Source organism: Brachybacterium tyrofermentans, from assembly GCF_039526165.1.
GTDB classification, from domain to species: domain Bacteria; phylum Actinomycetota; class Actinomycetes; order Actinomycetales; family Dermabacteraceae; genus Brachybacterium; species Brachybacterium tyrofermentans.
In genome coordinates this window covers 215230-227103 of the sequence record NZ_BAAAIR010000006.1, presented here as the reverse complement: position 1 = coordinate 227103, position 11874 = coordinate 215230, and the positions used below count along the sequence as shown (strand labels likewise).

At 68.4% G+C, this 11874-nt stretch carries 11 protein-coding genes; 6 read left to right on the top strand and 5 right to left on the bottom strand.

Features of this window, described 5'->3' with window-relative positions; translation table 11 throughout:
- Nucleotides 1-115: 115 nt before the first annotated feature.
- The 3 genes from ABD093_RS02060 (at nt 116) to ABD093_RS02050 (ending at nt 3143) form a co-directional block, all read left to right on the top strand.
- Complete coding sequence (locus tag ABD093_RS02060) at nt 116-1249, top strand: quaternary amine ABC transporter ATP-binding protein (protein WP_377802374.1); 1134 nt, start codon at nt 116-118, stop codon at nt 1247-1249.
- Nucleotides 1246-2154 carry an ABC transporter permease gene (locus tag ABD093_RS02055; protein ID WP_193116725.1) on the top strand — a complete coding sequence of 303 codons (909 nt, stop codon included), beginning with the start codon at nt 1246-1248 and terminating at the stop codon, nt 2152-2154. Before ABD093_RS02060 ends, ABD093_RS02055 begins: the two co-directional genes overlap by 4 nt.
- A 65-nt stretch (nt 2155-2219) precedes the next feature.
- Nucleotides 2220-3143 carry a glycine betaine ABC transporter substrate-binding protein gene (locus ABD093_RS02050; protein ID WP_193116724.1) on the top strand — a complete coding sequence of 308 codons (924 nt, stop codon included), beginning with the start codon at nt 2220-2222 and terminating at the stop codon, nt 3141-3143.
- Nucleotides 3144-3259: 116 nt separating this feature from the next.
- Here ABD093_RS02050 and ABD093_RS02045 read toward each other — a convergent pair whose 3' ends face one another.
- On the bottom strand, nt 3260-4372 hold the full coding sequence (locus ABD093_RS02045) for a Gfo/Idh/MocA family protein (RefSeq protein WP_343922134.1): 1113 nt from the start codon (nt 4370-4372) through the stop codon (nt 3260-3262).
- A gap of 136 nt (nt 4373-4508) precedes the next feature.
- Nucleotides 4509-5699, bottom strand: a complete 1191-nt coding sequence (locus ABD093_RS02040) for an ROK family protein (RefSeq protein ID WP_343922132.1) — start codon at nt 5697-5699, stop codon at nt 4509-4511.
- 111 nt (nt 5700-5810) lie between these two features.
- Between ABD093_RS02040 and ABD093_RS02035 the strand changes: the two genes are divergently transcribed.
- From ABD093_RS02035 to ABD093_RS02025, 3 genes are read left to right on the top strand one after another with little or no spacing between them, the layout of a single operon-like run.
- Nucleotides 5811-7091, top strand: a complete 1281-nt coding sequence (locus tag ABD093_RS02035) for an ABC transporter substrate-binding protein (protein WP_343922130.1) — start codon at nt 5811-5813, stop codon at nt 7089-7091.
- Nucleotides 7092-7127: 36 nt separating this feature from the next.
- Nucleotides 7128-8084, top strand: a complete 957-nt coding sequence (locus ABD093_RS02030) for a carbohydrate ABC transporter permease (RefSeq protein ID WP_343922128.1) — start codon at nt 7128-7130, stop codon at nt 8082-8084.
- Entirely contained in the window at nt 8081-9022 is a 942-nt protein-coding gene (locus ABD093_RS02025; RefSeq protein ID WP_193116719.1) for a carbohydrate ABC transporter permease, read from the top strand. Before ABD093_RS02030 ends, ABD093_RS02025 begins: the two co-directional genes overlap by 4 nt.
- A 260-nt stretch (nt 9023-9282) precedes the next feature.
- On the opposite strand, the gene ABD093_RS02020 is transcribed toward ABD093_RS02025, so the two are convergent.
- Genes ABD093_RS02020 through ABD093_RS02010 form a run of 3 tightly spaced genes read right to left on the bottom strand, consistent with a single transcriptional unit; the run spans nt 9283 to nt 11810 of the window.
- Nucleotides 9283-9843: a hypothetical protein gene (locus ABD093_RS02020; protein ID WP_343922126.1), complete on the bottom strand. Its 561-nt coding sequence runs from the start codon at nt 9841-9843 to the stop codon at nt 9283-9285.
- Nucleotides 9843-10139 (bottom strand): Dabb family protein, encoded by a 297-nt coding sequence (locus ABD093_RS02015; RefSeq protein WP_343922124.1) that lies wholly within the window; start codon nt 10137-10139, stop codon nt 9843-9845. Before ABD093_RS02015 ends, ABD093_RS02020 begins: the two co-directional genes overlap by 1 nt.
- 42 nt (nt 10140-10181) lie before the next feature.
- Nucleotides 10182-11810, bottom strand: coding sequence for an HNH endonuclease (locus tag ABD093_RS02010; protein WP_343922122.1), 1629 nt, complete (start codon nt 11808-11810; stop codon nt 10182-10184).
- Between the last annotated feature and the right edge of the window lie 64 nt (nt 11811-11874).

The following is an 11874-nucleotide window of genomic DNA, read 5'->3' as shown; positions in this document are numbered from 1 at the left end:
GTTCCTTGCAGATCATCCTCGGGAAGGTGCGTCCCTTGCACGCCACCTCGCCGAGAGCCATCCACAGGTTCTGATCATTCCTCTCGACGCGAGTTTCAGTGTCGACCCCGGTGAGATGTTCGTGGTGATGGGGCTGTCCGGATCGGGCAAATCCACGCTGATCCGCATGGTCAACGGCCTTCTGCCCGCCACTGCAGGCACCCTCGACATCGGCGGCAAGGACCTCAACTCCATGTCTACGGCTGAGGTTCGTGACGTGCGGCGCAAGCGCATCTCGATGGTCTTTCAGCACTTCGCTCTCCTCCCCCACCGCACCGTCGGCGAGAACGCCGCCTTCGGCCTGGAGATCTCCGGCCTCAATCGCTCGGAACGCGAGGCGAAGGCCAGCGAGGCTCTCCAGATGGTCGGCCTGAAGGGCTGGGAGGGCTATCGCCCCTCGGCGCTCTCCGGCGGCATGCAGCAACGTGTCGGTCTGGCCCGAGCGCTCGCGGCCGGCACCGACATCCTGCTCATGGACGAGGCGTTCAGCGCGCTGGATCCGCTGATCCGACGCGATATGCAGGACCAGCTCATCGACCTGCAGCAGCGGCTGGAGAAGACCGTCGTGTTCATCACGCACGACCTCAACGAAGCCATGCGCATCGGCGACCGCATCGCGATGATGCGCGACGGTCGCATCGTGCAGGTGGGCACCTCCGAGGAGATCCTCAACGAGCCGGCGAACGACTACGTCGCGAAGTTCATTCAGGACGTCGACCGCAGCCGGGTCCTGACCGCCTCCGCCATCATGGAGCATCCCCCGGCGGTGCTCGGCGCCGCGCAGGGTCCGCGCACCGCCCACAAACTCCTGCGTGAGACGCAGAATCCCTGGCTCGTGGTCCTGAACCGTGATCACACGCCCGCAGGAGTGATCTGGGAGAACGACATCGCCGACGCCGTCCAGTCCGGCCGCGACGACCTCCCGCTGACCGCCGCGCACGGCGTGCACATCGTGCAGCACGACACCCCGATCGCTGACCTGTTCGCCCCGGCCGCGCAGCACCTCAACCCGCTGGTCGTCGTGGACGACGACGGAAAGTTCGAGGGCGTCATCCCGCGCGTGACGCTCCTGACGGCTGCAGGCGCAGTCGCCGACAGCTCCCCGGCATCGCCGCCCTCACCGGATGCCCCGACCGAGTCCGGGTTCGGACACGGAGCGCAGACCGGCTTCCGCGACACCGCCGACCACGAGGGGAACGAGAACCGATGAACCCTGATGACAGCCTCATCCCCCGCACCCCCGTCGGCGACTGGGCCGAGTCCGGCATCGACTGGCTCACACAGAACGCCAGCGGACTTTTCGACCTCATCAGCACGATGTTCAACTTCCTGGTCGGCAACCTGACCTACGGGCTGACTGCGCTCGAGCCGCTCGTGATGATCGTGATCCTGGCCCTGATCGCCTGGATCGTTCGCTCGTGGAAGCTCGCCCTCGGCACGGCGCTGACGTTCCTTCTGGTCCTGTCCATGGAGCAGTGGGTGCACATGATGGAGACGATGGCCCTGGTCCTCGTCGCGACTGTGATCGCGGTGCTGATCGCCGTACCCGTCGGTATCCTCGCCGCCCGCAACCGGGTCGTCAGCAGCATCGTGCGTCCCGGCATGGACTTCATGCAGACCATGCCGGCATTCGTGTACCTCATCCCTGCCGTCACTTTCTTCTCCATCGGTGTCGTCCCCGGCATGGTCGCGACGATCATCTTCGCGCTGCCCCCGGGCGTACGCATGACCGAGCTGGGCATCCGCCAGGTCGACGGAGAGACCGTCGAAGCCGGTGAGGCGTTCGGTGCGAGCCCCTGGCAGATCCTCCGTGGCATCCAGCTTCCGCTGGCCGTCCCGACGATCATGGCCGGCGTCAATCAGGTCATCATGCTGTCCCTGTCCATGGGCGTGATCGCCGGCATGATCGGCGCTCCTGGCCTGGGCAAGGAGGTCGTCGCGGCAATCTCCAGCCTCGACCTCGCACTCGGCGTCGAAGCCGGGCTCGGCGTCGTCATCCTCGCGGTGTACCTCGACCGCCTCACGGCCGCCCTCGGAGATCGCGGCTCGTACACCGGTTCACTGCTCGCTGCGATCCAACGGGCCCGGGCACGACGCCTCACCCCGACAACCTGACCCGTGCGCGCCCTCGACGGCGCGCACCCCCGACCCACCGCACCTCGATCGAAGGAGAATTTGAAATGCACACCGCACGCACCCCCATCTCCCGCCCGCTCACGCGCCGCTCCGCCCTCGTCGGCTCGGCCGGTCTCATGGGGCTCGGCCTCGCGGCCTGCTCGGACAATGCGAGCACCGGTGGCGCCGACACCGGCGAGACCATCACCCTGGGCTACGTCCCCTCCTGGACCGATGGGCTGAGCACCGCCTACCTGCTCGACAACCGCCTGCAGGCCATGGGCTACAACGTCGAGCACCAAGAGATCAGCGAGCCCGCTGCTCTCTACGCCGCACTCGCCAAGGGCGACATCGACGTGTACCCCTCGGCGTGGCCGGAGGTCACGCACAAGGAGTACATGGAGAAGTACGGCGAGGACATCGATGATCTCGCCACGTACTACGGCAGCGCAGTGCTGACCATCGCCGTTCCGGACTACACCGACATCACGTCGATCGCCGATCTCAAGGGCAATGCCGACATGTTCGGCGGCAAGATCATCGGCATCGAGCCCGGCGCCGGTCTGACCGGGGTCACCCAGGACTCGATGATGCCGACTTACGAGCTCGAGGGCGAGTACGAGCTGGTCACCTCCTCGACCACCGCCATGCTCAGCGAGCTGAAGAAGGCGACCGAGGCGGAGACCGACATCGTGGTCACCCTGTGGCGCCCGTTCTGGGCGAACTCGGCCTTCCCCGTGCGCGACCTCGAGGATCCCGAGGGCGCAATGGGCGACAAGGAGGGCCTGCACTTCCTGGCCCGCACGGGCTTCGGCGACGACTTCGCGGACGCCGCGGAGTTCATCGGCGGCATCAAGCTGGATGACAAGCAGTACAACTCCCTCGAGGACCTCGTCGTCAACGAGTTCGGCGATGGCAAGGAAGCTGAGGCCATCGACAAGTGGCTCGAGGAGAACCCGGATGTCCTGCCGGAGGTCGAGGAGGGCTGAGGGCTCCCCTCGCACCACCACTCGCCCCACCACGCACGGCACGGGCCGATCGCGTCTGTTCGCGATCGGCCCGTGCCGTGTGCTCGTGAGACTCGGCGGGCCCAGCCCGCAGAGGATCAGGCCCCGATCGCGACCTCGGCTCCGGCCTTCGCGGAGGCGTAGCAGGCGTCGATGACCTCGGCGCGGCGCAGGGCGAGCGCCCCGTTGTGCTCGGCCCAGCTGTCCGAGCGCACCTTATGCAGGAAGCCGGCGACGGCCGCGGCATGGCGGCCGTCCTCGCCGACCACGGGCTCCAGCACGGCCGGCATCCCGGCGACCTCGGTCCACACGGTGATGCTGGGCCCGTCGGGCCCGCCCCACTCGATGGTGGCGCCGCCGTCGGCCCCATAGAGGGTGACGTAGCAGAGGTCGTGCGGGATCCACTGGGCCCAGCTCGACTCCAGCAGCAGCGTGCCGCCGCCCTCGAGGCGCAGGAAGGCCGTGGCGAGGTCCTCGACCTCGAAGGGCACGCCCTCCTCGACCTGGGAGATGCCGAAGCCGGAGCCGCCGCGGCCCAGCGGGCCGAACTCGGCGTGGGTGGAGGCCGACGCCGCGGTCACCTCCGGCTCGCCCATCAGGTGCAGGGCCATGTCGAGCATGTGGATGCCGATGTCCATCATGGCGCCGCCGCCGGAGCTCTTCGCCTTGGTGAACCAGGTGCCCAGGCCCGGGATGCCCTGGCGACGGATCCAGCCGGTCTTGGCGTAGTACAGCGTGCCGAGCACGCCGGAGTCCACGACCTGCTTGAGCGCGGTGACATCTCCGCGCTGGCGGTGGTTGAAGGACACGTCGAGCACGCGCCCGGCGCGGTTCGCGGCCTCGACCATGCGCGCGGCGGACTCCGCGTTCTCGGCCATCGGCTTCTCGGTGATCACGTGCAGACCGGCCTCGAGAGCGGCGATCGCCATCGGGGCGTGAAGGAACGTCGGGGTGGCGATCGAGACCGCGTCGAGCTCGGCCTCGGCGATCATCTGCTGCCAGTCCTGGTAGCGCCCGGGGACATCGTGCAGGTCGCCGAACTGCGCGAGGAGGTGGTCCTCCATCGCGGAGAGTGCGGCGAGGTCGACGGTGGGGTCGGCGGCGTAGGCGGCGACGTGCTGCTGGCCGGCCCAGCCCAGGCCGATCACGCCGACGCGCAGTCGGCGGTCGCTCCCCTGTGCTGCGGCATCTGGCTGAAGTGCATCGGTCATCGTGCGTGGTCCTCTCATCGGTGGTCTTCGGTGGTCTTCGGTGGTCTTCGGTGGTCTTCGGTGGTCTTCGCGTCGGCCGGAGGTCCCGGACCGTGTGCGAAGGGCGCCCGTCCCCTCCTCCGAGGGGGCGGGAGATCTACGGACTGGCGGACGGCTCGAGGGACTCGAGGAGCTCGAGAGGGTCCTCCCGCAGGCGCGTGAGGGCGTGCTCGATCGCCCCGCGCACGACGGCGTCGCGCCCCAGACCGCTCGCGACCAGCTCGGGGAACGGCGCGTAGGCGATGTCCGGGAGCACCTCCCGGGCCCGGACCAGCACGGGCTCCAGGGAGGAGGCGACGGCGCCGGCCAGGACGATCCGTTCGATGCCGAGCAGGCTCACGAGGATGGCGGCGATCCGCGCGATGCGCTCACCGATCCGGTCCAGGACGTCCCGGGCGAGGGCGTCCCCGGCCTGCGCGGCGGCGAACACGTCGACCGCGGTGAGGCTCTCGGCAGGCAGCGCCGCGAGCAGGGGCGACTCGCGCCCGGCGGCGAGGCTCTCGAGCGTCCAGCGACGGGCTAGCGACCCCACGCCCTCGGCGCCGATGTCGTCCTGGAGCACCGTCTCGAGGAAGCGCATCTCGCCGGCGCCGCCCAGCGCACCGTGCAGAAGACGCCCGTCGACGATGAGTCCGGCCCCGACCCGCTCCCCCACGAGCAGCGCGGCCATGTTCGCCTCGAGGTGCTGCCCGTGCTCCGCCAGGGCGCTGAGGTTCGCGTCGTTCTCGACGACGACGCGGCCGTCGAGGTGCTCGGGGAACCCCGAGTTCATCAGGCGCCAGAACGTGCCCACGTCGATCGGGGACCTCCCGTGGGTGTCGACGGGTGCCGGGATCCCGATCACGGTGACGAGCAGGGGCGCCGCAGAGGCCGACGCCTCGCGCACCTCCCGCACCAGGTCCTGGACGGTGCTGATCCGCAGCTCGCGGTCCACGACATCCGGATCGAGCTCTCGCCGACCGGTGGCGAGGACCGTTCCGCGCAGGTCCGCGGCCATCGCGCGGTAGCCGCTGCGCCCGGCGTCGACGCCGATCACGAGCCCGGCACCGCTGCGCAGGCGGTGACGGCGCGCCGGCCGGCCGCGACGCGAGAGGCCTGCGGTGCGGCTGTCCTCGACCTCCTCGATCCAGCCTGCCGCCGTGAGCTCGTCGCACAGTCCCAGCACCGTCGCTCGGGTCAGGCTCGTGGCCTCCATGGCCTCGGCGGCGGTGAAGGTCCCGGAGGTGAACGCGTGGCGCAGCAGCGCCTCGATGTTGAGACGACGCAGCACGCTCGTCGACACGTTCATGCCCACCTGCACCCACCTCCTTGACGTCCGCTGTGACGCCAACCATACTTTCTCCAAGCATTAAATCTAGCAACTGAATTTACCAGTTGCGATGCCGCCGAGGAGACACCGTTGTCACCCAGACCCTTCAGCACCGGTCGCCCGACCCGTCGCTCCCTGCTCACCGCGGGAGTCGGCGCCGCCGGCGTGCTCGCCACCGGCGGGCTCGCAGGATGCAGCTCATCGGGCCGCTCACGCGTGACCTTCTACCAGTCCAAGCGCGAGGTGATCTCGCACTTCCGTGAGCTGGTCAGCGAGTTCAACGCCGAGCAGTCGGACTACACCTACATCCACGATGTGGCGACGAACCTGCAGGCCGGATTCGTGCGCTCCAACCCGCCGGATCTCGCCCTCCAGAACTACAACCTCGACATGAACCGCTTCATGGCGCGCGGCGCCCTGTCGGACCTCTCGGACCTTCCCGAGGCCGGCATGGTCCGCGACGACGTGCTGGACCTGGTGGACTGGTACCCCGGGTACGAGGGGCGCACCAGCGTGATCCCCTACTCCGTCGCGGCCTCCTCCGTCATCTACAACAAGCAGATCTTCGCGGACAACGGCCTCGAGGTCCCCACCACCTGGGACGAGCTGCTCTCGGTGTGCGAGGACCTGCTCGCCGCCGACGTCACCCCGATCTACGGCACCTTCCCCGAGCTGTGGACGATCACGCAGGGCCTGTTCGACTACGTCATCGGCGGCCGGGTCGACGTGCGCGAGTTCTTCACCCAGCTCAACGAGATCGGCGAGGACGTCGGCCCCGATTCCGAGGTGTCCTTCCAGAAGACCCTGCTCGAGCCGGTCCAGCAGATGCTGGAGCTGCTGCCCTACTTCAACGAGGACGCCTCCAGCCGCAGCTACGGCGACGGCAACACGGCGATGGCGAAGGGCGAGGCCGCCATGTACCTCCAGGGCCCCTGGGCGCTGGTGGAGATCGAGAAGGCCGGCACGGACGTCGAGCTCGGGTCGTTCCCGCTCCCGGCGACGGACGATCCCGAGGATCTGAAGATCCGCGTGAACATCGACCTGTCGCTGTGGATCCCGGAGCAGGCCGACGAGAAGGAGGGCGCCCGGGAGTTCCTCCAGCACCTGATGCTCCCGGAGATCCAGTTCCCCTACAACGAGCTGGCCCTCGCGTTCTCCACCACCGATGACGCCCCGAAGGTGAGCGATCCGCGCATCTCCGAGATGCAGCCGTACTACGACGACGGCCGCTTCTACATGGGCGCCTCGCAGTTCGTCCCGCCCACGATCCCCTTCCCGAACTATCTCCAGTCGATCGTGTTCGGAGCAGATCCGGAGCCGATCCTCGCTCAGATCGATTCCGACTTCGCCCGGCTCGCCTACCGCGCCTGAGCGGCCCCCATGCCGTCGACCCCAAGGACGCCCACCATGTCAGCGCAGACATCTCCCGCCCCGAGGACCCGTGAGAGCGGGCCCGCCGCCCGTTCAGGGAACTCCCCCGCCCCCGTGCCGAGCCGAGCCCGACGCAAGGTCGACCCGGTCTACTACGTCTTCCTCTTCCCCGCCCTGGTGATCTTCACCCTGGTGATCACGCTGCCGGCCGTCGTCGGCTTCTTCTACAGCTTCACGAACTCCGTGGGCTTCGGCGACTACGAGTTCATCGGCCTGCGCAACTACATCGCGCTGTTCCAGGACCCGAACATCCTCAGCGCCTATGTGTTCACGCTGGGCTTCGCCCTGATCACGGTGATCGTCGTGAACATCATCGCCTTCGCCCTCGCGGTCATGCTCACCGCGAAGATCCGCTTCCAGACGGCGCTGCGCACCATCTTCGTGATCCCGATGGTCATCTCGGGGATCATCATCGCGTTCGTCTTCAAGTTCCTGCTGTCGAACTCGCTGCCCGCCCTGGGCCAGACGCTCGGCCTCGGGGTGCTCTCGGAGTCGATCCTCGCCAACGAGGACCTGGCCTGGCTCGGCATCGTGATCGTGACGGCCTGGTCCGCGATCCCCGGCGCGATGCTCATCTACATCGCCGGCCTGGTCACGATCCCGGCCGAGCTGTATGAGGCGGCCGCGATCGACGGCGCCTCGGGATGGCAGCGGCTGCGGCGCATCACCCTGCCGATGGTCTCCGGCTTCATCCTCATCAACACGATCCTGGGCTTCAAGGGCTTCCTCAACGCCTACGACGTGATCGTGGGCCTCACCGACGGCGGTCCGGGCACCGCCACCACGTCCATCGCGATGTCGATCTTCAAGGGCTTCGGCGGCGGCGACTACGGCTATCAGATGGCGAACGCCGCGGTGTTCTTCCTGATCACCATCATCCTTGCCGGCCTCCAGCTGCGGCTCACCGCCGGGAAAGCGAGCTTCGGAGCATGAGCACCACCCAGTCCTCCACCCCTGTCTCCTCCACCCCCGCCTCGGATCGGTCCACCTCCGGAGCGTCGGGACGCACGCCGTCCACGCGCCGCCCGGGCCGGCGCAGCGGGATCGGCACCGACCGCTTCAACTGGCCGCTCACCGCGATCCTCATCGTGTGCTCGCTCGCGGTGCTGGTCCCGCTGCTGGTCACCGTGAACATGTCGCTGAAGACGACCGCTCAGGCCGTCGACGGCTCCGCATTCTCCCTGCCCGCGCCCTTCTCCCTCGAGGGGTTCCGTGAGGCCTGGCAGCTGACGAACTTCCCGCGCGGCCTGGCGATCTCCGCCTTCATCACGGCGATCTCCGTGGCCGGAGAGATCCTCATCTCCTCGCTCGCCGCGTTCGCGATCGTGCGCAACTGGGACCGTCGGCTGTTCCGCTGGTCGTTCTTCTACCTGCTGGCCGCGATGTTCATCCCGTTCCCGGTGGTGGCTCTGCCGCAGGTGAAGCTGACCGGCATCGTGGGGCTGGACAACCCGCTCGGCGTAGCGATCCTGCACATCGTGTTCGCGCTCGCGTTCAACACGCTGCTGTTCACAGCGTTCCTGCGCTCCATCCCCCTCTCGCTCGAGGAGTCGATGCGAGTGGACGGCGCCACCACCTGGCAGGTCTTCGCGCGGCTGATCTTCCCGCTGCTCGCGCCGATGTCCGCCACGGTGGGGATCTTCGCGTTCCTGGGCTCGTGGAACGACTTCATGATGCCGAGCCTGATCACCACGAATCCCGAGCTGCAGACGCTGCCGGTGCTGCAGCAGATGTTCCAGACCCAGTTCAGCAACAACTACAACATCGCCTTCGCGTCGTACCTGATGGCGATGGCTCCAGCGGTCGTGGTCTACATCCTCACGCAGAAGTGGGTGATCTCCGGCCTCACCCAGGGCGCTGTGAAGTCCTGATCCGTGAAGCCCTGGTCAGCGAAATCCTGGTCAGTGAAGCTCTGGTCAGTGAAGCCCTGGTCAGCGAATTCCTGATCTGGCCGCCCGGAGCCACGGTCCGACGACGCATCGACCGGGCTCTCGCGCACAGGCACAGGCACCGGCCCTCACCTCATCACTGAGGGGAGGGCCGGTGCCTGTTCCGGTGCGGGCTTCGGTCGGACTGCACCGCGACGAGCTGGACCGGGCCACAGGTTGAGCCGGGCGCCTGCATGACGGGATCAGGCGGCGAACCGAGGCGGCACGCCGTGGAGCTCGCACCATCGTCCGTAATGCTCCATCACGGTCTGCACGTCGGGGTGCTGGGCGAGCTCATCGGCGCTGCCGGACGGGAGCAGGAGGTTCAGTCGGTCAGGCAGGACGATCTCGCCGCCGCGCAGGTGCACGGCCACGCGATAGGAGCCGTAAGCGGCGCGCGCAGGTTCCACGGCGTGGACGTCGCGCCAGAGGATGGCGGGGCGGCGGGCACCCCAGGTCTGTCGCATCGACACGCCCTCGTCGTGCAGCGTGAAGGTGGTGCGCAGTGCGCCGACGGCCAGCAGTGCGACGTAGGCGAACAGCGGCACAGCCACCACGCCGACGACGATTCCTACGATGGCCAGGGCTCCGTCGGCGCGAACCGCGGCCACGATGAGGAGCACGAGTGCTGCCCCGAGTGCCAGGAAGGTCAGGACGGCGAGCGAGATCCGCTCCCGCAGCATCCTTCGCCCGCGCACGGTATCGCGCATCGGGCTCAGCTGAACCCGTTCCGCTCCCAGCGAGGCCTGACCTCCCGTGCTCATCAGGAGTAGGCGACGAAGTCGAGCTCTTCGAACTCGGTGACCTCGCTCTGCCACCGGGTGGCGACGAACTCCTGGTGGGCGTCGCTCTGGTCGTAGGCGGCGTAGGCGGCCTGATCCTCGAAGCTCATCGCGAACTGGAAGCGGTAGCTGCTCTTCGGGCTGACCTGCCGGGAGACGACGAAGTCCTGCACCCCGTCGATCGCGCGCAGCAGGGCCGGTGCGCTGGTGAGGAACTCGTGCTCCTCCGCGGAATCGGGAGCGTGCACGAGGGTGAAGGAGACGGTGTGTCGGATCATCGCATCAGCCTACTGAGATTGGCCTGTCGGATCATCCCTCGTTCAGGGCTGGTCCTCACCGCACTCGTCGTCCGGTGCCGCATCAGCGGTGTTGGCTTCGTTCGGTGCCGAGTCGGCCGTGTTGACGCCGTCCAGTGCCGAGTCCGCCGTGCCGGTGCCGTCCGATGTCGCGTCGGCCGTGCTGACGCCGCCCGCCGCATCGCCCCCGGTGCTGCGCTCCGGCTCGATGAGCGGGGACGGGGTCGTGGTCCGCGTCGTGCCGCCGTAGCCGGTCCAGGCGACGCGATGGCCCGGCCGCTCGGGATCCTCGACGCGCTCCACGGCGAGCGCGTCCTCCTCCTTCTGGTTGCAGTGCGCGCAGGCGTCCTGCCCGTTGTCCAAGCTCGTGGGGCCGCCTCGTGCAGAGGGAGTGACATGGTCGTGCTGACGGATCGAGGCATTGCAGAAGGGCCCTCTGCAGGACGTATCGCGCCAGGTCAGGAAGCGAGCCATGGCCGCTGGGAAGGCTCGGGCGCGGGAGTCCTTGGCGACCAGCTCACCGGTGGCGGGGTGTGTGTACAGCCGGCGGATCACCGCACGGATCGCGGGGCCGTCTGCACCGAACGGGTCCTCCTGGGAGTGGGCGGGATCCGCCGTGACGGCGAGCAACTGGGCACGGACCGCGTCCGCCGGGACTGCGCCGTATCCCTCGATCTGGGCGACGTCTCCGCTGCCTGGGTGGAAGAGCGCTCGGTCGGTGATGATCACGCCGACATCGAGCGTCACCTGTCCTGCGCCGTTCTCGGGCGCGAGCACGGCATCGTGCAGCACATCGGCCATGTGCGCGCCATGCGGACCCTTCTTCCCGGCGACCACACGCCGCTCGGCCTCGAGCGTCAGCCTCTTGTGGATGAGGCGCGCTTCGATCGCCGGCATATAGGCGCTGATCGTGGCCATCCCGTGGGCACCGGGGGTGAAGGTGACGTGGCGCTGCTTCCGGGCGCGGCGGTGCCGGAGCGCCTCGCCCTCGGGATCCAGGCCCCCGATTGCCAGCGCGACAGCCTGCTTCCATCGCCGCGTGCCCGCTCCGTCGAGGTCCGGCAGGCGCTCCCCGAGGAGCGCATCGACCTGCGCGCGCTGATCATCATCCAGAACACCGGTCGCCTCGGCGGCCGCGTAGACGGAGTCCGTTGCGGCCTGCCCCGACGCCATCGCCTCGAGCAGGGTGGGCATGGACTCCACGAGCCGCCGCGCGGAGGCCATGGTGCGCCCGGCGCCCGACGGGGATCTCCTGGTCATGAGCGAGATGTCCCGACGGGTCTTTCCGTCAGCCCTGCCGTGCAGCTCCTCGAGCGGAGGCATCGCGGAGAGCTCATGGCCCACGGAATCCTGCGCACTGCGAACCTGCTCGTGCCTGGTCGCGTCCCCGATGGAGACCAGGGTCCGCGCCTCGACCGTGTCGAGGGCGGCGCGCACCTCCTGCACGCTGCGCAGAAGATGCACGAAGGTGTCCCGCCCGCGTTCCTCCACCGCGAACATCGCCTCGGGACCAGAGGCGATCGAGCCGAGGAGGAAGCCGACGTCGCCGAGGAATTCGGCCATCGCACGCGGGCCGCCCGCATGCAGCTCAGCCAGATGCGCCGACGGGCCTGTGGGCCCCTCGGTGGGTTCTGGCGGTGTCGGCATCAGCATGGTTCCATCGTCCAGGAAGCTTGCCGCAATCGAAAGCCTCTTCGAGGATTGTGGATAACTCCGC

Coding starts and splice junctions, on each gene's coding strand:
- ABD093_RS02030 (WP_343922128.1), top strand. CDS start 7,128: ATGTCAGCGCAGACATCTCCCGCCCCGAGGACCCGTGAGAGCGGGCCC.
- ABD093_RS02055 (WP_193116725.1), top strand. CDS start 1,246: ATGAACCCTGATGACAGCCTCATCCCCCGCACCCCCGTCGGCGACTGG.
- ABD093_RS02060 (WP_377802374.1), top strand. CDS start 116: ATGTTCGTGGTGATGGGGCTGTCCGGATCGGGCAAATCCACGCTGATC.
- ABD093_RS02020 (WP_343922126.1), bottom strand. CDS start 9,843: ATGAGCACGGGAGGTCAGGCCTCGCTGGGAGCGGAACGGGTTCAGCTG.
- ABD093_RS02045 (WP_343922134.1), bottom strand. CDS start 4,372: ATGACCGATGCACTTCAGCCAGATGCCGCAGCACAGGGGAGCGACCGC.
- ABD093_RS02025 (WP_193116719.1), top strand. CDS start 8,081: ATGAGCACCACCCAGTCCTCCACCCCTGTCTCCTCCACCCCCGCCTCG.
- ABD093_RS02015 (WP_343922124.1), bottom strand. CDS start 10,139: ATGATCCGACACACCGTCTCCTTCACCCTCGTGCACGCTCCCGATTCC.
- ABD093_RS02050 (WP_193116724.1), top strand. CDS start 2,220: ATGCACACCGCACGCACCCCCATCTCCCGCCCGCTCACGCGCCGCTCC.
- ABD093_RS02040 (WP_343922132.1), bottom strand. CDS start 5,699: ATGAACGTGTCGACGAGCGTGCTGCGTCGTCTCAACATCGAGGCGCTG.
- ABD093_RS02010 (WP_343922122.1), bottom strand. CDS start 11,810: ATGCTGATGCCGACACCGCCAGAACCCACCGAGGGGCCCACAGGCCCG.